Genomic DNA, 24139 nt, shown 5'->3' with positions numbered 1-24139 from the left:
CCGGACGGTACTCCTGGTTCACACCGTCAACGAATCGTTCTGCTTCGTCCCGGGTGGGGCGCAACGATCACCAGTGGGCAAAGTCAGACGGGTCCGCTTTGCCCGGGGCCTCGGGGCGCCTCCTAGAATCATCCCCATCCAACCAAGGGGACAGCCATGAAGACGATGCACCGGGTCCGGCCACGCCGTGGCGCGCAGCGCAATCCCACGCCTCCGAGTCCTCGCTGGGACCCCGTGGTGATGCGCCGCCGGACCTTCATGAAGTCGGTGATGCTCGGTGGCTCCGCGCTCGCCCTCGCCTCCTGCCGCGAGGACGTCAAGCCGCCCGCTCCACCTCCGCCCGGTGTCTACGTTCCCTCGGTGAAGGAGGGAGAGAGCCTCTTCCAATACCTGGATCGCACGCGGGGTGGCTTCGACCCGACGCTCTACAAACAGCTCATCGGCGCGGCCAACGAGTACAAGGAAGGTGACGAGGCCGCGCACCTGGCCGCCGCGGACGACACCTCCCGCGCCAACGCGCGCCTCCTCCTGTCCAACACACGCATCGGCGACCTGCGCGCCCATCCGCTCTTCGAGGACGGGCTCTTCACGCTCATCGAGCAGGGCGTGGACACCTCGGCGGCGGACTCCGTGAAGGACTGGACCATGGGCGAGCTCGAGCGCTTCCTCCTCGACCGGAGCGAGGCGGAGATCAAATCCATCATGTCCGGGCTGAGCAGCGACATCATTGGCTGCGTCGTGAAGCTGATGAGCAACGAGGAGCTCATCGCCGTGGGCAGCAAGGTCTTCAACCCGCTGCCCGGCAGCCGGATCGGCTCCAAGGGCTACCTGGGCGCGCGCATCCAGCCCAACTCGCCCACGGACCACCCCGAGGACATCCGCTGGCAGGTCTTCAACGGCTGGGCCTTCGCCGTGGGCGACGTGCTGCTCGGCACCAACCCCGTCTCCAGCGAGGTGGAGTCGGTGCGCACGGTGGAGAACACGCTCCGGGACGTCCTGGAGACGTTCGGCATCGCGAACGTGATGCCCCACTGCGTGCTGTCCCACATCGACATCCAGGCCGAGGTGGAGAAGCTCGAGCCCGGCTCCACCGCCCTCTGGTTCCAGAGCCTCGGCGGCACCGAGGGCGCCAACCAGACGTTCGACGTCACGCTCCCCAAGATGCTCGGGCACGCGGCCGCACGCACGGGCAAGTACGGCCTCTACTTCGAGACGGGCCAGGGCGCCGACGGCACCAACGGCCACGGCAACGGCTTCGACATGGTGGTGCACGAGTCGCGCAAGTACGGCTTCGCCCGCGTGCTCCAGCAGCGCGTGGCCCAGGCCCAGCTCGGCGCGGGCAGACCGGCCGCGCCCTGGGTGCACCTCAACGACGTGGCCGGCTTCATCGGCCCGGAGGTGTTCCGCACCCGCGAGCAGCTCGTGCGCTGCTGCCTCGAGGACATCGTCATGGGCAAGCTGCACGGGCTCACGCTCGGCCTGGACGTCTGCTCCACGCTGCACATGGAGGTCAACCTGGATGACCTCGACTGGTGCCTGGAGCAGATCATGCCGGCCAACCCCGCCTACCTCATGGCGCTGCCCACCAAGAATGATCCGATGCTCAGCTACCTGACCACGGCGTTCCAGGACCACGTCCGCATCCGCGAGCGCTTCGGCTACAAGGTGGATGACCGGATGTGGGCCTTCTTCCAGGAGCTCGGCATCCTCGACGCGGAGGGCCGCCCCACCGCGCACTTCGGCGACCCCACCTGGGTGTACCTGCGATACCAGCGGCGCAAGGGCGACACGCGCCCGGACGAGGAGCTGCTCACCGAGGCCCGGAGGCAGATGGCCCAGGTGCGCCAGCGCGGCGTATGGCTCGCCGAGGGCCACGGCACCCACCGGTGGGACCTGAACCCGGACCTGGACCGGGAGATCCGCTACCTCTACGACGACGCGAAGAAGAGCATCCACGCCGAGCTGCCCGACACCTTCGCGAGCACGCTGTCGTCCGGTGCCGTCTCCGTGGTCACCGGCTCCAAGGATCGCGAGGACTACATCCTCCACCCGCCCACGGGCGAGCAGCTCACCGACGAAGCCGTGGAGTCCCTGCGGCGCCTGCGGGACACGCATGCGGGCCAGTACGACGTGCAGCTCGTCATCTCCGACGGGCTCAACGCCTACGCGCTCACGGACGAGGGACACCTCGCGCCGTACCTGGAGCGGGTGCGCACGGAGCTGGCGGCCGCGGGCTACGAGGTGGCGCCTCAGCCCATCGTGGTCCGGTCCGGACGCGTGCGCGCCGGCTACCACATCGGCGAGGTGCTGTACGGCTCGCTCCCGGACACGGACTCGCACCGGGCCATCCTGCACATCATCGGTGAGCGGCCCGGCTCGGGGCACCACGCCTACTCCGTCTACATCACCACGCCCAAGGTGAGCACCTGGTCCCGCGAGGGCGAGGTGGACCACGACATCACCCGCGTGGTGTCCGGTATCGCCGACACGGCCCTCTCCCCCTCCACCGCCGCGGTGGACACGGTGAGGATCCTCGAGCGGCTCACCGCCGCATGACATTCGCCGAGGTGGCGTCCTCGGCAGCCTCATGGGGGCCCCCGCGGGCATGGCGCGAGGGGCTGCCTCCCCACCCCTTCATGCGGCAGGCCGTTCGGGGGCGCAGGGCTGCGCGAGCACCGCCACGACGCGCAGCCGCCGGCGGCCACCGGGGACCTCCCACTCGATGAGCTGCCCCTCGGAGAGTCCGAGCAGCGCGCTGCCGATGGGCGCGAGGACGGAGATGCAGCCCTCCTCGGCCCGAGCCTCCCGCGGGTAGCAGAGCTTGAGCTGGCGGCGCGTGCCCGTTTCCTCCTCCTCGAAGACCGCGGTGCTGTTCATCGCCACGACGCCGGGTGGCACCTGCTCCACTACCTCCGCGCGGGCGAGCTCCTGGTCGAGACGCTCGATGAGGAGCGCGTCTCGCCCATACCCATGCTGCTCGATGAGGCGCTGGAGGCTGTCGAAGTCCGAACGGCTGATGAGGATTCGCGGGTTCCGGGTCATGGTTCGTCCTCTCTTCTGATTCTGGAGAAGCGGTTGAAGGATCAGGGATGGCTCAGCCGGCCACGGCGCCAGTCCACGAGGGTGGGTCACTTGCCGGAAACGAGTCCTCGGACGAGAGCTCCACGGCACGCAGACGCCTCCACCGGCGCCGCTCCGCGCGTGCGAGCTCCAGGGCCGTGACGACGCCCGACACCTTCCCGTCCTCGCCGGCGACAACGGCGCGGCGGACACCGGCGCGCACCATGCGCGGGGCGAGCTGCTCGGGGTGCTCGTCCTCACGTGCGAGGACGAAACGGCTGCTGGCCAGGTCACCCACCCCATGAATGGGATACCCCTGGGCCGCGGCCTCCGCGCCCAAAATGAGACGGCGCATCGTCACCAGTCCGTGGACTCGCTCCGCGTCCGCGATGACGAGGAGATCCCGGCCCGAGCGAAACATTCGCGCTGAGGCCTCGCGCAGCGTGACCCTGGGGGCGAGCACGGGAACGTCGTTGAGCATGAGCTCGTGAACGAACATGGACATGGAAAGCTCCTGTGGGAAAGGTGTGGACGCGTGGCGCGGACAGGCCTCGGCCAGGCGCGGCGGGCCGCGTACGCGGGACGTGGGTCATCAGGCTCGTTTCGGCCGTCAGCGGTTCCCGGCTAGCGAGAAACGACGGCCGGAGCCCCAAGCCAGGCGGCTGCCCTGTGCATCACGGAGCGAGGCGCACGCAAACCCCGCCCGTCCGAGCGAATGCGGAACGAAGTGAGGGTTGGACACGTGCGCACGTCGAAGCTCCTGTGAGGTGGATGGAGCCGGTGGCTCCCAGGGGGGCCTCGCCGGCCCTCCCCTTACAACGCCTGAAAGCAGCGGGATGTTCCCAGTCTCACCCCACCCCGCCAGACAGGCCGTGCGCCTCCATCGGCCAGACCCAGGGGACGAGGACGAGAAGCGCGCCGAGCATCAGCGCGGTGAGGGGCCCGCCGAGCCGGAAGAAGTCGCTGAACCGATAGCGCCCGGGGCCGTACACCAGCATGCAACTCGGCTCGAGCGGGGTGATGAACGAGCACGAGGCAGCGAGTGCGATCCCCATGGCGAACGTGCGGGGGTTCACGCCCAGTCCCGCGGCGGCGCTCAGCCCCAGCGGCAACGTCACGAGCGCGGCGGCCTGGTTGCTCATCGGAATGGAGAGGATGACGGTCAGCAGCATGAGACAGAGCAGCACCAGCCGCGGGCCCCCGATGTCAGCGACGTTCGCCGCGAGGCCTCCGAGGAATCCTCCCGCCCCGCTCTTCTCCACGGCGAGGCCAAGCGCCATCATCGAGCCAATCAACAGCACCACCCGCCAGTCGATTCGGAATGTATGCTTCGGATCCAGACAGCCGGTGAGGACCATGAGGAGGACTCCCGCCACACCCGCGACGGACAGCGGGACGAGCCCTACCGAGCCGAGCACGAGTGCGGTGACGAAGATGGTGAGGGAGAGGAACGCCTTGGAGTGGCGTGGAGCCTCCAGTTCCTCGATGTCGGGCAACAGCAGGAGCGAAGGCTCGCGCGCGAGCTCCCGCAGGCACTCACGCGGCCCGACCAGCAGCAACCCGTCTCCCGGATACAGCTTCACGTCACGAGGGAACCGGGGGGTGGGTGGCTCCGAGTGCACCTGGATGGACGGGTGCCGATGCAGCGCGAGCAGGCACACGCCATGACGCTCCGCGAACCGGGCCTCCCTCACGGTGGTTCCGACGAGCTCGCTGTCAGGAGGAACGAGCGCCTCCGCGAGCACGGGCTCCCGCCCGCGCCGCGCCTCCTGAACCTCGAGCTCGTGGCGCAGCACCAGCCCACGCAAGTGCCGGATGCGCAGGATGTCCTGGCGCCGGCCAACGAGCAGCAGACGGTCCTCGCGCTCGAGGACGAGCCCGGGCTCGGGGTCCAACCGCTGGGCCTCCCGGATGACGGCCACGACCTCCAACCCAAGCCAACGCTCGAGCCAGGAGAGCTGCTTGCCGGGGAGACGCGAGCGTCGAGGCACGTACGCCTCGGTGATGAAGGCCCGTGCCTGCCCCTCCTCCTCGCGGACGCTCGTCCGGGTGGGGAGGACCACCGGCGCCAGCAGGAAGATGATGGCGACACCGAGGAGCGCCACGGGCAGACCGGCCGGAGTGAGCTCAACGAGGCCGATGGGGCCCAGCCCGAGTTCGTCGAGACGCGCGGAGATCACCAGATTCGTCGAGGTCCCATACAGGAAGCTCATTCCGCCCAGCATGGAGGCGAAGGCGAGCGGCATGAGCACCTTGCTCCTGCGCAAGCCAGCCGCCTTCGCGCCTCGGAGTGCCGCTGGGAGGAGCGCCGCCGTGGTGACCGTGTTGGGGACGAAGGCCGAGAACGCCGCCACCAGCAGCATCAGCCCCAGCATGAATCCCCGTGAGCCGAGCCGGCCGAGGTGGGCCAGCCAGTTGCCGGCCCGATGCATCACCCCGGTCGCCGACAAACCCTGCGTCATCGCCAGGAGCGCGAAGATGAAGATGACCGTCTCGTTGGAGAACCCGGCGAAGGCCTCCGACGGCGTCAGCACCCCCGTCAGCGCGAGCAGGCAGACGACGGCGAGGGCCGTCACCTCGAGGGGAATCGCCTCGATGGAGAAGAGGACGATGGCGATGAACACGACGGCCAGTACGAGTGCAATCCCAGTCATCTTGAATTGCTCCTGAGGGGACCCCACTGGCCGCGGGCCCACCTCACCTCGAGCTGGGGGCGCGTAGACTCCGGACCTATGAGGGGAGTTGGGAACGTGAGTGACGAGTGCTCTTCCTCGTTCAACGACCGCCCGCGCCTCTAGGCGAGAGGAACGGCGGTGCGGACGAGGAGCCAGGCCGCGGCCCCGTGGAGCACGCACGAGCGCCGGCACGGCCCAGCCCAAGGCATCTCGCTCTTGTTGTGGGCTGGGGGCGGCAACATGCGCATCTCGGCTTTCCTGGGTCCAAGACGATGCTCAGTCCACATCGTCTCCTCCTGGCCAACCGCCGCTGCGCCAGGTTTCTTCCTCCTCTCGGGGGCAATCCAGGGGGAGCGAACGTCGAGGCCTGGACGCATCCTTGCCCATGGGGGCATTGGCCATCTCCCACACACACACCATCTTCCCTGGACCACGGGGCACAGGGAGAGTGGGCATGGTGGGTGGAATCAGGGAAAAATCTTTCTCATGGTGGCTCGCGGGCTTCCTCTGCGTGTTCGCGGCGGCACCCGCCCGCGCCTTCGATGACGCCACGGCGGACCGTGTCCTGCTGCACGCCCAACAGAAGCTGCGAGCCACGGCCACGAACCCGGCGATTCCGACGAGCCAATATCCCAAGGCCACCACCGAGGGTCCGTGGAGGCTCGTCCCCAACACCGCCAACATCGACTGGGTCCAGGGCTTCTTCCCGGGCCAGCTCTGGCTCATGTACGAGCCGGGGAGGGATTCCTTCTGGCGCTCCCGGGCGGATGCGTGGACGCGCAGCCTGGAAATCCAGAAGAGCAACCCCGACATCCGTCAAATCACCCATGACCTGGGCTTCAAGTTCATGACCAGCTTCGGCCAGGGGTACCGGCTGACGGGAGATGACTACTACCGGCAGGTGATGTTGACGGCCGCGGCGTCCATGGCCCGGCGCTACAACCCGGCGGTGGGCGTCATCGACTGCTGCGATTGGAATGACAGCGTCTGGCAGGTCCCCATGGTCACGGACACGATGGTGGACCTGGAGCTGCTCTTCTGGGGCGCCCGGAATGGAGGCAATGCCGCCTGGAACGACATGGCGCTGAGCCATGCCCTGAAGACCCTGAATGACATGGTCCGTCCCGACGGCGGCACCTTCCACGTGGTGGACTACAACACCTCGGGCGGCATCCGCTCGCGAAGCACGTTCCAGGGCTACTCCGACAGCTCCACCTGGTCCCGGGGGCAGGCCTGGGCCATCTATGGCTTCACCATGGCGTACCGGTACACGCGGGACGCGCGCATGCTGCAGGGCGCCCAGCGGACCACCGACTACTACCTGGCCCGGCTACCCGCGGACTCCGTGCCCAACTGGGACTTCAACGCACCGGCGGACCAGCAGCAGAAGGACTCCTCGGCCGCCGCCATCGTCGCCTCGGCGCTCCTGGAGCTGAGCCAGTACGTCAGCGACCCGGCCGCGGCCCAGCGCTACCGCAACGCGGCCCTGGCCATGCTCGACAGCCTCAGTTCCCCGGCCTACCTCACGCCCACCACCAGCGACAGCCCGGGCATCCTCCTGCACGGCACCGCCTTCTACAAGACGGCCATCAAGCCGGCGGGCGAGGACATCGACGTGAGCCTCATCTACGGGGACTACTACTTCGTCGAGGCGGTGAGCCGCTTCAAGCTGTGGAACGCGGGCGGCTGGCTCTCGAAACTGAGCTTCCCCGCCAGCCTGCGCACCCTGGGGCCCGGCAACACCGGCGTGCGCGTGGTCGAGTTCGACGTGACCCCGCTCAGCAAGTTCATCGACGCCGTCATCGGCTACGCGGACACGTCCACCAACGTCACCAGCTACAGCAGCCTGGCCATGAGCATCCGCATGAACCCGAGCGGCTTCTTCGACGTGCGCCGGGGCGCGGAGTACACCGCGATCGCCAACGTGCCCTACGAGGCCCACAGCACCTACCACGTGCGCATGCGCGTGGACCTGGGCGCGAGGAACTACAGCGTCTGGGTGACACCTCCCGGAGGCAGCGAGGTGCTCATAGCCGACCGCTTCGCCTTCCGCTCCGACGCACCTCCCACGGATGACATCGGCAAGGTGGCGCTCAAGAGTGGCCACTTCGATGACGAGTTCCGGGTGCGCAACCACGGTGTGAGGGCCGAGGGCACGGTGACGGAATGGCTCTCGACGCTCAGCTGGCCCGGGAGCGTACATGACCTGGGGACGGGCAACACCGGCGTCCGGGTGACCGAGTTCGACGTGACGCCGCTCGCCCGGCCCATCGACGGTGTCATCGGCTACGCGGACACGTCCACCACCGTCACCGGCTACGCCAGTCTGGCCATGAGCATCCGCCTGAACCCGAGCGGCTTCTTCGATGTGCGCCGGGGCGAGGAGTACGCCGCGCTCGCCAACGTGCCCTACCAGGCCAATGCCACCTACCACGTGCGCATGCGGACGGACCTGGGGGCCAAGACGTACAGCGTCTGGGTGACACCGCCCGGAGGCAGCGAGGTGCTCGTGGCCGACCGCTTCGCATTCCGCGCAGGCGCGCCTCCCACCGATGACCTCGGCAAGGTGGCGCTCAAGAGTGGCGTGAACGAGACCGAGTTCCGGGTGCGGGGACACACCGTCCGGACCGGGACCGCCCCCGCGACGCCCGACACACCGGAGCCCCAGGAGCCGGAGTCGCCGGACCAGATTCCTCCCGTCGACGAGCCCAGAACCGACGATGACATCCTGGGCTGCACCACCGCGTCTGGCGCTCCGTTCGTGGCCGCCGCCCTGCTGCTCGGATTGCTGGGGGCGAGCCGCCGGCGCCGATCATCGTCCGCGCGATAACGCAGAGGCAAGCTGGCTTTCCAAGAAAAACTGGAAATCATGGAGAGGGGAGGTGTACGAGTCGGAGTACACCCCCGTCTGATGTCCCCCAGGAGAGCCATGCTTCCCCGCATCCCCCCAAGACTCGTTCCATTCATCGCCCTCGCGCTGACCGCTGGTTGTGGAGGCGTGGAGGACGCCAGCCTCTCGCCCGAGGCTGACGGCGCATCATCGACCCTCACCCAGGCGCTCGTCTGTGATGGCGTCACCTGCGGCGGACATGGCGTCTGTAGGGACAACGCCGGGAGCGCGGTCTGCGTTTGCGACGAGGGCTTCACGGGTTCCTCGTGCGCCACGCGCGGTTCCAACTTCTACGCGCGCACGCTGCTCGTCCCGGGGCTCGCGGACCCGGACGTCCACAAGGAGAACGATGACCTGTTCTTCCTCACGGGCACCGGCGACGCGCGGACCGTGCCCATCTACGAAACCAATGACCTGTCGAGCTTCCGCTTCAAGCGCGGCTACGACCCCTCGGTGGCGGACCCGGCCTACGACTACTGCATGATCTGGGCGCCGGACCTCGGCAAGGCCAACGGCGTCTACAACCTCTATTTCTCGGCCCAGCGGGTGCCCAACGGCATGGCCTGCCCGGCGTCCGGCCAGGACGTGACGACCTTCGTGGCCTCGGCGTCCGACCTGAACCTCAACTTCGGCGCCCCCCGGCCCATCAACCCGAACACCACCCTTCCGCGCACCACCATCGGCTCGGCGTGCACGGCGCAGGGCTGCAACCGGAACATCCGCATCGACGCGGCCACGTTCAATGACACGTCGGGCAGCTGGCTCTTCTATGTGTGGTTCCAGAACGGCAACAACATCTCCTCGTTCAACCTCGCGGCCCCGGCCACGGTCTACAACCACACCGGCCCGGCGATCTCCGCGACCCCCGCGCACGAGGAGGGCATCAACGAGGCTCCCGAGCTCCTCAAGCGCAACGGCCTCTACTACCTGTTCTTCAGCACCGGCTGGTACAACAGCCAGTACGCCATGAACTACATCATGGGGGACTCGCTGCCCGCGCTGAACCGGTCGCGCGCGGTGCGGCCGCTCTCCCAGGCGATGCGCAACGCCTCCGGAGCGCTCATCCAGAGCCATGGCCACAACGTGGTGGTGGACCGCCGCGGCGAGTACTTCAACATCTTCCACCAGGGTGTCTTCCAGCCCGCGGGCACCTTCACCTCGCGCAGCACCTACAAGCAGCGCATGGCCTTCAAGCCGGATGGCTCGCTGCACTCGCTCAACCAGGTCAACATCCGCTGGACGAGGCTGGCGGGGTACAGCTACTCGCTGGACGTGGTGCTGCGCGATGGGACCACGGTGGGCCCGTGCAGCGCCGTCGGCATCATCGGCACCGCCAACAAGACCGTCTTCAACGGAGTGTGCCCCAGCGCGAACAGCCGCATGGTGAACAAGGGCGACATCGCCGCCTTCCGCATCTTCTATTCGAACAACGGCGTGTGGGGGCCCTTCGTGGAGAAGGCCTATGACGGCGTCTCGGATGACGTCTTGCTGGAGCTGCCCGGTGGCACCACGCCCTTCGTGGACCTGACGTGGAGCGAGGAGGAGACGAACGCCCAGTACTCCATCGACGTGCAGCGGCGCGACACGGGCGCGTGGATCGGCCCCTGCATCGGCGTCACCTCCGTCAACCGGGCCCTCGCCTGGACCTACAGCGGCCGGTGTGACACCCCGGGCATCAACGTGGCCATCTCCAACATCAGCAACTTCCGCATCTGCACGGCGATGAACGGCGACTGGAGCCGCGCACGCTGCGGCGCCACGGCCTACGACGGCAAGAGCATGCACGTGCCCATCGTCATCCCCTGACGAGCCCCGAAGTCCTCGAGAAGGCGGACGGGAGCGGACCGCACCTCGCCCCCCCCTCCCGGGCGCGCTCTTCACGAACTTGTCCAACAGTTGGACAAGTTTTGAGAGACCGCGCCCGGAGTCTTCGGATGGCCCAGTTCACGCCCAGCACACGGACACCCCAGTGTGCACGGGGCGGCATTCCCAGGCGCCAGAAGTGCACGCTCGGACCGTGGGATGGCCTGCGCTGACACAACGATGACCTGCCATGCGTACGAAGAGGTCATGGCTTCCCAAGAGCGTGTCGGGTCCCTTTTGGAAGACGAAGTGAAGCCCAGGCTGCGCGGTGTGTCGCACGCGTTCGCGTTCGTGGCGGCGCTCGCCGGGTGCTTCTTCCTTGTCCTGGCTCCGGCGCAGGGCGTGCGGTACCTGGCCGGCCTGGTGTTCGGCGCCAGCCTCGTGCTGATGTTTGGCATCAGCGCGACGTACCACTGCCCCAACTGGAACCCCGCCACCTGCCGGCGCCTCCAGCGGTTCGACCATGCGGCCATCTATGGCCTCATCGCGGGGACCTTCACGCCCGTGGCCATGCTGGACGCGGAGGGAGGCTGGGGCCCGACGATGCTCTGGGTGATGTGGATCGCCGCCCTCACGGGGGCCGGGCTCGCGCTGCTGGGCAGGTCCGGGCCGCCCGGGCTCCGCTCCCTGCTCTATGTCGTGCTGGGCACGGTGTCATTCCCGGTGATGCTGCGGCTGCCAGCCGTCATTGGCGCGGCGCGTGCCGGGTGGCTCGTCTTCGGGGCTGTCATCTATGCCCTGGGCGCCGCAGTCTACGCGCGCAGATGGCCGAACCCCTCCCCCACCGTCTTCGGCTACCACGAGATCTTCCACCTCATGGTCATCACCGCGGCCTCCGTGCACTACGCCGTCATCCTCGACGTGTTGTGGGGCGGGTGACCCTCACCCCAACCCTCTCCCAGAGGGAGAGGGAGCATCCACGGCACCTCGCTAAAGGTTGCCGGTCATCTTCTCCGGGCGCACCCACTGGTCGAACTGCTCGGGGGTGAGCAGGCCCAGCTCCACCGCCACCTCCTTGAGCGTCTTGCCCTCCTTGTGCGCCTTCTTGGCGATCTTCGCCGCGTTGTCGTAGCCGATGTGCGGATTGAGCGCGGTGACGAGCATCAGCGAGCGCTCCAGGTTCTCCTTGAGGCGGGGCAGGTTCGGCTCGATGCCCACCGCGCAATGCAGCCGGAAGCTGCGCATGCCGTCCGCCAGCAGCCGGCAGCTCTGCAGGAAGTTGTGGGCGAGCAGCGGCTTGAAGACGTTCAGCTCGAAGTTGCCGGACGCGCCGCCCAGGGAGATGGCCACGTCGTTGCCCATCACCTGCGCGCACAGCATGGTGAGCGCTTCCGACTGGGTGGGGTTCACCTTGCCCGGCATGATGGAGCTGCCCGGCTCGTTCTCGGGGATGGTGATCTCCCCGATGCCCGAGCGAGGCCCCGATGCCAGCCAGCGCACGTCGTTGGCGATCTTGAAGAGCGCGGCGGCCAGGCCCTTGAGCGCGCCATGGGCGTGCACCAGCGCGTCATTGGCCGCGAGCGCCTCGAACTTGTTGGGCGCGGTGACGAAGGGGTGGCCCGTGAGGCGGGCGAGCTCCTGGGCCACGCGCTCGGCGAAGCCCCTGGGCGCGTTGAGGCCCGTGCCCACCGCGGTGCCGCCGAGCGCCAGTTCGGACAGGTGCGGCAGGGAGAGCTCGAGGTGCTTGCGCGCGTGCTCGAGCTGCGCCACGTAGCCGCTGAACTCCTGGCCCAACGTCAACGGCGTGGCGTCCTGCAGGTGCGTGCGGCCAATCTTCACGATGTCCCGGAACTTCTCCGACCGCTCGGCGAGCACGTCGCGCAGCGCCAGCAGCTCGGGCAGGACGTTGCGCACCACGGCCTCCGCCGCGGCCACGCTCATGGCGGTGGGGAAGACGTCGTTGGAGCTCTGCCCCTTGTTGACGTCGTCATTGGGGTGCACCTTGCGCGCCTCGCCGCGCTCGCCCCCGAGCAGCTCCGAGGCGCGGTTGGCCAGCACCTCGTTGACGTTCATGTTCGTCTGGGTGCCGCTGCCCGTCTGCCACACCAGCAGCGGGAACTCCTCGTCATGCTGGCCGTCGAGCACCTCGTTGGCGGCCTTCACGATGGCCTCGCCCTTGTCCCTGGGCAGGGTGCCGTTCTCCATGTTGACGATGGCCGCCGCCTTCTTCACCTGCACCAGGGCGCGGATGAGCGCGGGCGGCATGCGCTCGGTGGAGATGGCGAAGTTCTGCCGGCTGCGCTGCGTCTGCGCGCCCCACAGGCGATCGGCTGGGACCTCGATGGGACCGAACGTGTCCTTCTCGATGCGGACGTTCTGGTTGCTCATGTGGCTGCCTCCTCGGAGGAAGCCGGTGCGATAACACGAGCCCCCTCCCACCGCTCCGCATCCGTTTCCCGGTGCGACACGCCCCCGGGCCGCGTTCTGGAAGTGGACATTCCCGCGCCGTCCGTCCTCTCCACCGGCGCGGTGCTGGGCTTCGCGCCGCTGCTCTACCCCGGGGCGCCACGGCCCCGGCGGCGCGCTGAGTCGCCTTCAGTTACATCCCACCTGTCATGTTTCACTTGATTTAAACCTTTTACTGGTAAATCATGAAAGGGTTTCCATCTCAACCTCCTGGAGGAAGCCGCGATGCCACGTGAGTCCATTCGTTCACCCCTGGGGGCGCTACTGTCCGGGCTCCTGCTGACCGCCTGCGGAGGCGGACTCGAGGCCGGGGAGGCCATGAGCACGCAGGAAGCGGCCCTGGATTGCGCCGGAGCGAGCGCCTCCATCAACACCCAGGGTTACAGCTCGTACGGCGGCGTGTTCTCCGGCGGCGGCGCCTGGTCGGTGAACTATCCCTCCAACTCGGTGGTGCTGGAGTACTTCATCGACGGCGTCAAACGGGGCGGGCCCCAGGGCATCCTGGGTGACAGCAACCGCTCGGGCTCGTGGAACTTCAACGACGGCCCGGTGAGCTGCGGCTCGCACACCTTCATGGTGAAGGCCTACCCCGCCGTCTACGACAGCACCACCAACAACTTCGCCTGGTGCACGGCGACCGGCGTCTCGTCGACCAGCGGCACCTTCACCCAGGCCTGCCCCACCGCCTCGCTCACCTGCTCGCGCTCCGGCGCCTATGTCACCTGCACTGGAAGCGGGAGCGGCGGCAGTGGCTCCCCCACCCCGTTCTGGCAGGCGCGCATCCAGTACGCCGGGAGCAACACGATCGTGCCCCAGGGCTGGCTCCAGGGCACCTTCAGCAGGAGCTACTACTGCCCCCAGCCCACGTCCGGGCTCAAGAGCATGGGCCTGCCGTCCTCCGACGAGTCCGTCTCCGCGATGATCGTCTTCGAGGATGATCAGCTCATCGTCGACTTCAAGGTGCGTGACAGCTCCGGGATGGAGTCGCCCATCCGCAGCTCCTACCGGTACGCCTGCGGTTCCTGACGGAGGAGGAGCCGGTGCCCGCCCGGGAGGGCCCCGGCTTGCGGTGGGACGAGGCGCTGGACAGGATTCACGGTGTGGAGACTCCCGCAGGCACCATCCGCGCCCTGCTCCTCGCCCAGGAGCGGGGCACCCCCATGAAGCGCGTCCCCGAGGCCCAGGCCGTGGAGGGCCGGGGCTTCGTGGGCGACCGCCATGGGAAGAAGAAGCCCAACGGGAAGCGGCAACTCCTGCTGCTCGACGAGGCCTCCCATGTCGCGTTGCGGCTCGTGCCGGGCGAGTTGAAGGAGAACGTGGTCATCTCCGGACTGCCGCTGGAGGCCTTGCCGCCAGGGCAGCGCCTGGCACTTGGCGGCGAGGTGGTGGTGGAGCTGACCGAGCCCTGCGTGCCCTGCTCGAAGCTCGAGCGCATCCGCCCGGGCCTGCTCAAGGACTCCTGGGGGCAGCGGGGCCAGCTGGCCAGGGTGTTGCGCGGAGGCACGGTGCGCGAGGGAGACGGCGTGCGCCTGCTCGACGTCAACCCGGACGTGCCCCGCCCCATCCGCCCCAAGCTGCCCTGATCAACGCCTCCAGAGGCGGCCCAACTCCAGGGCCAACGCCTCGAAGGGCTCGGCCCGCACCGCCACCTCACCCACGTGAGTGCCCAGCATCGACCAACCGCCGCCCTCCCGCCGGAACACCTCCAGCGCTCGGGCCGAGGGATCCACGAGCCATAGGTGATTCACCCCCTCGCGAGCGTACGCGCCCATCTTCCAGTTCCTATCAAGCATGGCCGTGGAAGGAGAGAGCACCTCGCAGACCCAGTCCGGAGCGAGCTCGATTCCCACGTCATCGGGGAGAGCGGGCATGCGCTCGCGACGCCATCCGGCCAGGTCCGGAACCAAGACCTCGTCTCCCAGGTGCAATTCGGGCTCGATGAGGAGAACCCACCCTCCGGGCCCTTCCTCACCCGGATCCCGGTCGAATGGACCCAGGGCATTGCAAAGCCGGAAGGCCGCCCGGGCATGCCTGGGCCTCGGCCGGGGGCTCACGTACAGCTCCCCTCCGATGATTTCTCCCACGGCGTTGGGCGGGAGTTCCTCCAGGTCCGCGTAGGTCGCTTCACGCCGGGGCGGCTTGTCGGCCATGGAGGCAGCATGTGCCCCGGTGCCAGCCGCATCAAGCCGCGGTGGTGGCTGCTTGCCCTCCGGCAGATTCTCGGGAATCCGTCTGGCCATCTCACCGCTCCCAGAGCGCGCCCAACTCCAGGGCCAGCGCCTCGAACGGCTCCGCGTGCACCGTCACCACTCCGGCATGCGTGCCCAACAGTGACCAGCGGCCGCTCTCCAGACGGTAGACCTCCAGCGTCTGCAGCAGGGGGTCCACGAGCCAGAAGTGCCTCACGCCCTCGCGTGCGTACACGGCCATTTTTCGAGCTCTATCGAGCCTGGCCGTGGAAGGAGAGAGCACCTCGCAAGCCCAGTCCGGCGCCAGTGTGACGCCCACCGTGTGCGGCATCTCCGGCATCCGCTCCCGGCGCCAGCCCGCCAGGTCGGGCACCAGCACGTCCTCGCCCAGGTGCAGCTCCGGCTCGTGCAGGATGACCCAGCCCCCGGGGCCACCCCGCCCCCGGTCGAACGGTCCCAGCAGTTCCCCTCCGAGCCGCGAAGCCGCCCGCGTGTGCGGCGAAGCGGGCCGCGGGCTCGCGTACAGCTCGCCCCCGACAATCTCACCTACGACGTTGGGTGGGAGCTTCTCCAGCTCCGCGTACAGCGCATCCCGGCGCGACCGCTCGTCGCTCATATCCACAGGATGCAGTCCCACCTCGGCGGCCGCAAGCCGCTCTCCCCATTCCCCACCGGTCTCCGGATTCATGCGGCCAGGATGAACCTGACCTCTGACATCCTGTCGCCGGCCCTCACCCCCGCCCTCTCCCAGGGGGAGAGGGGGAGTACGCTTTTACAAAATTACCAGCGGTGGGCCTTCAGACCCGGCGCTCCACCCGCGGCTCCTCCACGGGCGCGCCCCCCGTCTTCCCCACCCACCCCATCACCCGCCGCACCGGCGCCTGCCCCATCACCGACGGCGGCGTGAGCGCCCACAGCAGCACGTAGAACCCCAGCGCCGCCCCGCCCGTCATCACCAGCGCCAGCACGAAGGCCACCCGCACCAGCGCCACGTCCAGGCTCAGCAGCCTCGCCAGCGCCAGGCACACCCCCGCCACCACCCGCCCGTGCCCCCCTCGGTGCATCGGCTCGCCCGACGTCTGCCGCTCCCGGCAGTGCGGGCACTTCGTGGCATCCCCCCGGATGTCCATCCTGCACGCCACGCACTGCTTCGTCTCTTCCATGATGGCTCCGCTCCTCTTGGAGGCCCCTGTGCCCTCTCCGGCCTCCTCCCTCCCTACGCACCGCCCCGCCCCCCATTGCATGGCACGGCGCCGCTCCGCCGTTTTTCAGGCCGGTGAATTTACAAATTTAATCCCAAGTGTGTTGACACCCTTACAAATCTGTCGACTTCTGGCCACGGGGACTTCACACTTCCTCGAAGCGGACACAGATTGGTGGCCGTCCACCGGTTTTACAACGCACCCCGTCAAGGAGCTTCGCATGGACGCGGCCGTTCCCTCTTCCCCCAATGCGCAACGTCCCGAAGGGCAAGGGACCGTGGGACAGGGCATCGCCCTCCAGGGGGCCTGGCATCCGGATTACGCCCCCATCCTCACGCGCGAGGCCCTGGAGTTCGTGGCGAAGCTGGCGCGTACCTTCGGGTCCCGGCGCGAGGCCCTCCTGGAGCGGCGCAAGGCGGTGCAGGCCGCCTATGACCAGGGCGAGCGGCCCCGCTTCCTCCCCGAGACGAAGGACATCCGGGAGTCGGAGTGGACCGTCGCTCCCCTGCCCCAGGACCTGATGGATCGGCGCGTGGAGATCACCGGCCCGGTGGACCGGAAGATGATCATCAACGCGCTCAACTCGGGGGCCAACGTCTTCATGGCGGACTTCGAGGACGCCAACAGCCCCACCTGGGACAACGTGGTGCGCGGGCAGCTCAACCTGCGCGACGCGGTGCGCGGCACCATCAGCTACACCGCCGACAACGGCAAGCACTACGCCCTCCACGAGAAGACGGCCGTGCTCCTGGCCCGCCCGCGTGGCTGGCACCTGCTGGAGCGCCACATGGTGGTGGACGGCAAGCCCGTGTCCGCCTCGCTCTTCGACTTCGGCCTCTACTTCTTCCACAACGCGCGCGCCCTGCTGGAGAAGGGCAGCGGCCCCTACTTCTACCTGCCCAAGATGGAGAGCCACCTGGAGGCCCGGCTGTGGAACGACGTGTTCCACCTGGCCCAGAGCGAGCTGGGCATCGCCCGCGGCTCCATCAAGGCCACCGTCCTCATCGAGACGCTGCCCGCCGCCTTCGAGATGGACGAAATCCTCTACGAGCTGCGCGAGCACTCGGCGGGCCTCAACTGCGGCCGCTGGGACTACATCTTCAGCTTCATCAAGAAGCTCCAGGCCGACCCGAAGTTCGTCCTGCCCGACCGCGGGCAGGTGACCATGGACAAGGCCTTCCTGCACAACTACTCGCTGCGCCTCATCCAGGTGTGCCACCGCCGCAACGTGCACGCCATGGGCGGCATGGCGGCCTTCATCCCCATCAAGGGAGACCCGGCCGCCAACGACGCGGTGATGGCCAAGGTGCGCGCGGACAAGGAGCGCGAGGTGCGCGACGGCCACGACGGCACCTGGGTGGCCCACCCCGGCCTCGTCCCGGTGGCCCGCGCCCTCTTCGACCAGCACATGCCCGGGCCCAACCAGCTCTCCAAGAAGCGCCCGGACGTGCGCATCTCCGAGGCGGACCTCATCGCCATGCCCGAGGGCTCGCGCACCGAGGAGGGCCTGCGCCACAACATCCGCGTGGGCGTGCAGTACCTGGCCGCGTGGCTCGGGGGCCTGGGCTGCGTGCCGCTCTACAACCTCATGGAGGACGCGGCCACCGCGGAGATCTCCCGCGCCCAGGTGTGGCAGTGGATCCACCACCGCGTGCCCCTCGCCGACGGCAAGCCCGTCACCCTGGAGCGCTTCCGCCAGGTGCTCGCCGAGGAGATGAAGCGCATCGAAGGAGAGGGCGCCACCGAGCGCTACGGCGCCGAGCGGATGAAGGAGGCGCGTGAGCTCTTCGAGAAGCTCTCCACCGCGCCCCGCTTCGAGGACTTCCTCACCCTGCCCGCCTACGAGGCGCTGATGACGCACGGCTAGCGGGCGTGCCCCAGCAGCAACCCACGGTCCTTCCACTTCCCAATCCTGGTTCATACCTATCGACTGAGGAGCTGACCATGTACGACGCCGTGACGACCACGAATGACGCCTCGCCCCACGCCAAGCTGCACACCCAGCGTTTCGAGGGCATCACCCGCAACTATTCGCAGGTAGACGTCGAGAAGCTGCGTGGCTCCATCCGCATCAGCTACACGCTGGCGGAGATGGGCTCCAAGCGGCTGTGGGAGCTGCTCCACACCAAGGACTATGTGCACGCACTCGGCGCCCTCACCGGCAACCAGGCCGTGCAGATGGTGCGCGCCGGCCTCGAGGCCATCTACCTGTCCGGCTGGCAGGTCGCCGCCGACGCCAACACCGCCGGGCAGATGTACCCGGACCAGAGCCTCTACCCGGTGGACAGCGTCCCCAACGTGGTGCGCCGCATCAACGCCTCCCTGCGCCGCGCGGATCAGATCGACTGCGCCGAGGGCAAGCGCGACCGCTACTGGTTCGCCCCCATCATGGCCGACGCGGAGGCCGGCTTCGGCGGGCCGCTCAACGCCTATGAGCTGATGAAGTCGATGATTGAAGCGGGCGCCGCGGGCGTGCACTTCGAGGACCAGCTCGCCAGCGAGAAGAAGTGCGGCCACATGGGCGGCAAGGTGCTCGTGCCCACCAACAACTTCATCCGTACCCTGACGGCCGCGCGCCTGGCCGCGGATGTGATGGGCGTGCCCACCATCCTCGTGGCCCGCACGGACGCCGACAGCGCCAAGCTGCTGATGAGCGACGCGGACGAGTACGACCACGCCTTCATCGACCGCAAGGCGGGCCGCTCGGCCGAGGGCTTCTACCGCCTCAAGGGCGGCCTGGAGTGCGCCATCGCCCGCGGCCTCGCCTACGCGCCCTACGCGGACCTCATCTGGTGCGAGACCAGCACCCCGGACCTCGACCAGGCCAAGAAGTTCGCCGAGGGCATCCGCAAGAAGTTCCCCAACAAGCTCCTGGCCTACAACTGCTCGCCCTCCTTCAACTGGAAGAAGAACCTGGACGACAAGACCATCGCGAAGTTCCAGCGTGAGCTCGGCGCCATGGGCTACAAGTTCCAGTTCGTCACGCTCGCCGGCTTCCACGCCCTCAACTACTCGATGTACGAGCTGGCCCGGAACTACCGCGACCGCGGCATGGCCGCCTACTCGGAGATGCAGCAGCAGGAGTTCGCCTCCGAGAAGGACGGCTACACCGCCACCCGCCACCAGCGTGAAGTGGGTACCGGCTACTTCGACAAGGTCGCCGAGGTCATCTCCGGCGGCTGCTCCAGCACCCTCGCGCTGAACGACTCCACCGAGGCCCACCAGTTCTGATTGGGGTCACGGGGCGGGGGCAACCCGGGTGACGGGCACCCTCACCCCGTCCCTCTCCCGAGGGGAGAGGGGAGATTGACCACGGTTCCCATCCGCGGGGCCGTGGTCTCTTCTTTCGTGGACCCCAGCTCCACCACCCTCGCCCCCTCCTCCTCGAAGCACTCGCGCATCCACGGGTGACAGGTGAAGGCGATGACCTGGTGGTGCTCCGAGAGGCGGGACAACAGCTTCAGCGTTCCTCGCGTCCGCTCCAGGTCGAAGTTCACCAGGATGTCGTCCACGATGAGCGGCAACGCGCCCCGCGTCTCCCCGAAGTCCTGGATGACCGCCAGCCGGAACGCCAGGTAGAGCTGCTCCCGCGTTCCTCTCGAGAGCTGCTCCGCGCTCCAGTCCCTCCGCGCATCACTCACCCGGAGCTCGCGTTTGCCTCCCGCCGGGAGGAAGACGCGCCGGTACCGGCCCGCCGTGAGCGCCGCGAAGTGCTCCGACGCCAGTTGGATGACCCTCGGCTGCTGCTCCTCCTCGAAGCGTCTCCTCGCCCGGGACAGCAGCGCCAGCGCCAGCCGATCCCTCGCGTACCGCGCCGCCAACTCCGCCGCCCGCGCCCTCAACCGCTCCTCCTGGATGCGCAGCGCCGCCACCTCCTCGTCCGTCTCCCAGCGCTCGAGCTGACTCCTCGTGGAGCCGTACTCGGTGTGCAGCACCTTGAGGTGCTCGGCACAGGCGGGCTCCTGCATCCGCAGTTGACTCAGCTTCTCCTTCAGCTCCTCCTCGCCTCCCGCCGCCAGGATGGCCTCCCGCACCGCGGGCTCCTCCAGGCCCGTGGCCGCCTCGATGCGCCAGGTCAGCTCGCGCACGCGCCGGGTGAGCGCCTCGAAGTGCTCCGCCTGCCGCGCACGCTCGCGGAACGTCTCCTCCGTGGTGCAGCCGCCCCGGGCCAGCAACGCCGCCAGGGTCTGTTCCTCGGCTTCCCGAAGCCGCGTGAGCCGCGCCCTGTCCCCGGCCCACTCGTCCACGCGCGCCCGTAGGGCCCTCGCCTCCGCGTCCCGGCTCTTCAACTCCTCCAGAGCGGAGGACACCCGGGCGGCCACGGCCTCCACGAGTCCGGGTGGAAGCCCCGCCGCCCGCGCCTCCTCCAACAGCCGCGAGACGACCGTGTCACAGGCGGCTTCGTCCGCCGCCAGGGCCCGCTCGTCCGCACCCAGGTCCGCCAGCCGCTGCCGCTGATCAGCCACGTCGCGCCACAGTGCCAGCGCCCGCTGCGGAGAGAGCTCCGGGGGAAAACCCCGCGCCTCCAGCAGCCCGGCCAGCTCCGCCCGGAGCGTCCGCACCCGCGCGTCCGCCCTCCGTCCCGCCAGCTCCGCCGCCTGCGCCTCGCGCACCACCCCGTCCCGCTCCGCCTCGCGCGCCTCACGCTCGCGCCCGAGGTGCTCCACCCGCTCGGCCTGCCGCAGTGCCTCCGCCAGTGCCGCCTCCGCCCCGGCCAGCCCGGCCGTGGAGGCATCCGCGGCCACGCCCGCCTCGCTCAGGGCCACCGACAGCTCCCGCTCCAGCCCCAGCAACCGTCCCGACAGGGTGTCCAGCGACGACTGCAGCCGCGTCAGTTCCTGCGCACGCTGCCGCTGGCGCGCGGTGTGGGCCTCCACGGTCTCCTGGTGGCTCCTCACCGAGCGCACGTAACCGAGCACCAGCGGAACGATGAGCAGCAGCGCGCCCAGCAGGGCCATGGCCCCTTCCTTCGCTCCGCCCTGGAGTGCCAGCACCCCCACCCACGCCACCGCCACACCCGCGCCCATCAGCACCAGCCAGGGCGCGGGTGCCGCTCCAGGCTCCGGCTCGGCCTGGGCTCGCAGGGACTGGAGCCGCTGTTGCAGCTCCGCCCGCTGTGCCGCCACCTGCTCGCGCTCCACCCGCAGCAACCGGGAGCGGCTCAGCGCGGCCTGCCTCTGGCGCAGTTCCGCCGCGGACACGTCCGGGAGCTTCGTGCGCTCCGCCTGCAACCGCGCCAGGGAGGCCTCGATGCGCTCGCACTCCACACGGGCCCGCCCGAGCGCCACCTCCGCCTCGCGCCGCTCCGCCTCCGCCTTCGTCAGCCGATCCGCCAGGGACTCCAGCGAGCCTCGCGCCGCCGCCCCCAGCTCCAACGCCAGGAGGCCCGCCGCGTCCACCTCCAGCCCCAGTCCGCCCAGCGCCTGCTCCACCTCGCGACGCCTCGCCTCGAGCGCCGCACGGCGGCCCGGCAATGCCCGCAACAGCTCGGCCCTCGCGGCGAAGGCCCCCAACGCCAGGCGCAGCGCCTCCTCCCGTTCCCGCACCGCCGAGGCCTCCGACAGCCGGGCCAGCTCGCTGCCCGCCTTGGACAACAGCGACTCCACACGGTCCTGGTCGGCCCGGGCCTTCGTCCACCGCTGGAGCAGTTCTTCCAGCCGCGCCTCCCCACCCGGTGGGAAGGCCGACAGCTCCGGCAGCACCCCCAGCTCCGCCTTCAGCCTCGCCAGTTCTCCCAGGTCTCCGAGCGCCGCCTCCAGCCGGGACAGCCGCCCCAACTCCCGAGAGATCCGCTCCTGGCGGGCCTCCGCCTCCTCCTGCTCCCGCCCCAGGGACGCCAGCCGCTCGCGCTCCTTGAAGTACTCCTCCGGCCTGTCCTTCAGCCCGTCCAGCTTCCCCCGCACCTCCTCCAACTGCCGGAGCACCTGATTGAGCTCGGGATTCTTCCCGCTCACCTTGAAGAGCTCACCGGCACGCTTCTCCAGGTGCTTCTCCACCTCCGGCAGCCGGCGCGCTCCCCGCAGCCCGGCGGCGAAGAGCGCCCGGGAGACTCCGTCCTCCTCCACCAGTTGCTCGAAGCTGGAGAGCTCGTCCAGGCTGAAGGCGAACACCTCGCAGAACAGCTCCCGCGACACGTGCGCCAGCGCCTCGTCCAGCCGCGAGGCGAGCAACTCGTGCCCCTCCGGACTCAACACCGTCACCGCCGCCTTGCCCTTCCTGTCCGCCACACGGCGCACCCCCAGTGGGCCCGCCGCCGAGCGCATCCACAGCTCTCCCCCGAAGGGCCCCGCCTCCGGCTCGTACCGGGACTCCGAGCGGCCCCGCTTCTCGAAGCCGAACAACATGCCGCGGATGAACGCGAGCAGCGTGCTCTTGCCCGCCTCGTTCGGCCCGTACAGCAGGTTGAGCCCCGGCCCCAACTCCAGCTCGTACCCGGAGAAGTGGCCGAAGCCGTGCACCTTCAACACGTCGATGCGCAGGGCCCCGCTCACGCCACATCCTCCTCGTGCAACTGCTCCACCACCTGCCATCCCGCCTGCTCCACCAGCTCCGGCCGGGGGCTCTCCAGGGCGTCCACGCCCAACCGCCGCAAGCGCTGCCCGAGCGCCCGCAGCTCCGCGTCCTCCGCCCACAGCGCCGCCAGCGCCTCCGGCTCCGTTACCAGCGCCTCGGCCTCGGCCAGCAGCGTCCCCGAGAAACCTCCCGCCAGGCGCACCGTCTCGAGGTCCAGCTCGGGCCGGCTCGCGTCGCGCAGGGACTCCAGCAGCACCGGCGGGTGGCGCAGAGCGAGCTGCTCGCGCAACTCCGCTTCCAACTGGCCGAGTGCCTCCGGCCGGGACAGCTCGCGGTGCAGCGGCCCCCGGCCCGTGAGCGTGAGGCGCACCGCGTGGCCCTCCAGCTCGTCCGGGCAGCTCGCGTCCACCTGCTCCGTCACCGCCGCCACCAGCCCATCCAGCGAACCGAGCCCCGTGAGCCCCACCTCCAGCCGGTGCCAGCGCACCCGGTCCACCGGGACGAAGCGGCGCCGCGTCCTCCCCTCCTCCACCTCCACCAGCATGCAACCGCGCTCGCCCGGCTCGTTCACGTGCCGCCCCTGCGGGTTGCCCGGGTACACGGCCACCGCGCCTCCCGCGAGCACGTACTCGGCGCGCGTGTGCACGTGGCCCAGCGCCCAGTAGTCCAGGCCCCGCGCGGCCAGGTCCTCCACGGTGCACGGCGCGTAGTTGGCGTGCCCCTCCACTCCGCCCAGGTTCGCGTGCAGCAGGCCCACCGTGAAGTCCGGCGCCGTCCGGCGGAAGCGCGCCGACAGGTTCTCTCGCAGCTCCGCCTCGGGATAGGAGATGCCCTGCACCCGGCACAGCACCCGCCCCTCGCGGCGCACCTCCACCTCTTCCCAGTCCGCGCCGAACACCTTCACCGAGTCCGGCAGCCCGAGCGCGCCCGTGTCCCCGCTCAGCGGATCATGGTTGCCGTGCACGATGAAGGTCTGGATGCCGGCCATGTGCAGCCGGTCCAGCTCGCGCCGCAGCGCCAGCCGCGCACGCACCGAGCGGTCCTTCGCATCGAAGAGGTCCCCCGCGAGCACCAGGAAGGCCACGTGCTCACGCAGGCACACGTCCACGATGCGCGAGAAGGCCCGGAAGGTGGCCTGCTGGAAGGTCCCCGTCAGTCCCGAGTCCGCGGGCACGCCACGGAAGGGAGTATCCAGGTGTAGATCGGCGGCATGGACGAACTTGAAGCGCATCTCGGCCACGCACAGTAGCCGCCCTGGAAGCGCGCACCAGAAACCCGAGTTCCCGGCCCGGCGGAGATTCCCGGGGAGGGTTTTCAGGAGTTCGCCCGGTTGTCACGCGC

At 69.2% G+C, this 24139-nt stretch carries 17 protein-coding genes; 8 read left to right on the top strand and 9 right to left on the bottom strand.

Annotated features, from left to right (window positions below):
• The first annotated feature begins 156 nt into the window (after positions 1–156).
• Positions 157–2556, top strand: coding sequence for an ethanolamine ammonia-lyase subunit EutB (eutB, locus tag BO221_RS01280; RefSeq protein ID WP_233165567.1), 2400 nt, complete (start codon positions 157–159; stop codon positions 2554–2556).
• Positions 2557–2634: 78 nt separating this feature from the next.
• Here eutB and rnk read toward each other — a convergent pair whose 3' ends face one another.
• The 3 genes from rnk to BO221_RS01265 form a co-directional block, all read right to left on the bottom strand.
• Positions 2635–3042 carry a nucleoside diphosphate kinase regulator gene (gene rnk / locus BO221_RS01275; RefSeq protein WP_073558503.1) on the bottom strand — a complete coding sequence of 136 codons (408 nt, stop codon included), beginning with the start codon at positions 3040–3042 and terminating at the stop codon, positions 2635–2637.
• 52 nt (positions 3043–3094) lie between these two features.
• Positions 3095–3565, bottom strand: a complete 471-nt coding sequence (locus BO221_RS01270; protein ID WP_073558502.1) for a CBS domain-containing protein — start codon at positions 3563–3565, stop codon at positions 3095–3097.
• A 343-nt stretch (positions 3566–3908) separates the two neighbouring features.
• A complete protein-coding gene (locus BO221_RS01265) occupies positions 3909–5714 on the bottom strand; it encodes an SLC13 family permease (RefSeq protein WP_073558501.1) in 1806 nt (601 codons plus the stop codon).
• Between the two features lie 475 nt (positions 5715–6189).
• On the opposite strand from BO221_RS01265, the gene BO221_RS01260 reads away from it, so the two are divergent.
• From BO221_RS01260 to BO221_RS01250, 3 genes are all read left to right on the top strand, one after another.
• On the top strand, positions 6190–8565 hold the full coding sequence (locus BO221_RS01260; RefSeq protein WP_073558500.1) for a glycoside hydrolase family 88 protein: 2376 nt from the start codon (positions 6190–6192) through the stop codon (positions 8563–8565).
• A gap of 99 nt (positions 8566–8664) precedes the next feature.
• Positions 8665–10431: a family 43 glycosylhydrolase gene (locus tag BO221_RS01255; RefSeq protein WP_083680625.1), complete on the top strand. Its 1767-nt coding sequence runs from the start codon at positions 8665–8667 to the stop codon at positions 10429–10431.
• A 306-nt stretch (positions 10432–10737) separates the two neighbouring features.
• Positions 10738–11367 (top strand): hemolysin III family protein, encoded by a 630-nt coding sequence (locus BO221_RS01250; protein WP_369864110.1) that lies wholly within the window; start codon positions 10738–10740, stop codon positions 11365–11367.
• Between the two features lie 51 nt (positions 11368–11418).
• On the opposite strand, the gene fumC is transcribed toward BO221_RS01250, so the two are convergent.
• Entirely contained in the window at positions 11419–12816 is a 1398-nt protein-coding gene (gene fumC / locus BO221_RS01245; protein WP_073558499.1) for a class II fumarate hydratase, read from the bottom strand.
• 396 nt (positions 12817–13212) lie between these two features.
• Here fumC and BO221_RS54725 point away from each other — a divergent pair, with 396 nt between their 5' ends.
• Both BO221_RS54725 and BO221_RS01235 read left to right on the top strand, forming a co-directional pair.
• Positions 13213–13920 (top strand): hypothetical protein, encoded by a 708-nt coding sequence (locus tag BO221_RS54725; RefSeq protein ID WP_158079769.1) that lies wholly within the window; start codon positions 13213–13215, stop codon positions 13918–13920.
• Between the two features lie 74 nt (positions 13921–13994).
• On the top strand, positions 13995–14477 hold the full coding sequence (locus tag BO221_RS01235; protein ID WP_073559390.1) for an MOSC domain-containing protein: 483 nt from the start codon (positions 13995–13997) through the stop codon (positions 14475–14477).
• Here the strand turns inward: BO221_RS01235 and BO221_RS01230 are convergent, their stop codons facing one another.
• The 3 genes from BO221_RS01230 to BO221_RS01220 all read right to left on the bottom strand — a co-directional run bounded on the left by BO221_RS01230 (position 14478) and on the right by BO221_RS01220 (position 16246).
• On the bottom strand, positions 14478–15044 hold the full coding sequence (locus BO221_RS01230; protein WP_073559389.1) for a Uma2 family endonuclease: 567 nt from the start codon (positions 15042–15044) through the stop codon (positions 14478–14480).
• Between the two features lie 91 nt (positions 15045–15135).
• Complete coding sequence (locus BO221_RS01225) at positions 15136–15699, bottom strand: Uma2 family endonuclease (RefSeq protein WP_073559388.1); 564 nt, start codon at positions 15697–15699, stop codon at positions 15136–15138.
• Between the two features lie 181 nt (positions 15700–15880).
• A complete protein-coding gene (locus BO221_RS01220) occupies positions 15881–16246 on the bottom strand; it encodes a PspC domain-containing protein (RefSeq protein WP_073558497.1) in 366 nt (121 codons plus the stop codon).
• 259 nt (positions 16247–16505) lie between these two features.
• Here BO221_RS01220 and aceB point away from each other — a divergent pair, with 259 nt between their 5' ends.
• Both aceB and aceA read left to right on the top strand, forming a co-directional pair.
• A complete protein-coding gene (gene aceB / locus BO221_RS01215; RefSeq protein WP_073558496.1) occupies positions 16506–18152 on the top strand; it encodes a malate synthase A in 1647 nt (548 codons plus the stop codon).
• Positions 18153–18229: 77 nt separating this feature from the next.
• Positions 18230–19516 (top strand): isocitrate lyase, encoded by a 1287-nt coding sequence (gene aceA, locus BO221_RS01210; RefSeq protein ID WP_073558495.1) that lies wholly within the window; start codon positions 18230–18232, stop codon positions 19514–19516.
• 41 nt (positions 19517–19557) lie between these two features.
• Here the strand turns inward: aceA and BO221_RS01205 are convergent, their stop codons facing one another.
• Positions 19558–22776: an AAA family ATPase gene (locus tag BO221_RS01205; RefSeq protein ID WP_143195203.1), complete on the bottom strand. Its 3219-nt coding sequence runs from the start codon at positions 22774–22776 to the stop codon at positions 19558–19560.
• Positions 22773–24029, bottom strand: coding sequence for a DNA repair exonuclease (locus tag BO221_RS01200; RefSeq protein WP_073558493.1), 1257 nt, complete (start codon positions 24027–24029; stop codon positions 22773–22775). Before BO221_RS01200 ends, BO221_RS01205 begins: the two co-directional genes overlap by 4 nt.
• Positions 24030–24139: the final 110 nt, after the last annotated feature.

The sequence above is a fragment of the Archangium sp. Cb G35 genome, from assembly GCF_001896145.1.
GTDB classification, from domain to species: domain Bacteria; phylum Myxococcota; class Myxococcia; order Myxococcales; family Myxococcaceae; genus Archangium; species Archangium violaceum.
The sequence above is the reverse complement of the archived record's forward strand: the minus strand, read 5'-3'. Positions and strand labels throughout refer to the sequence as shown.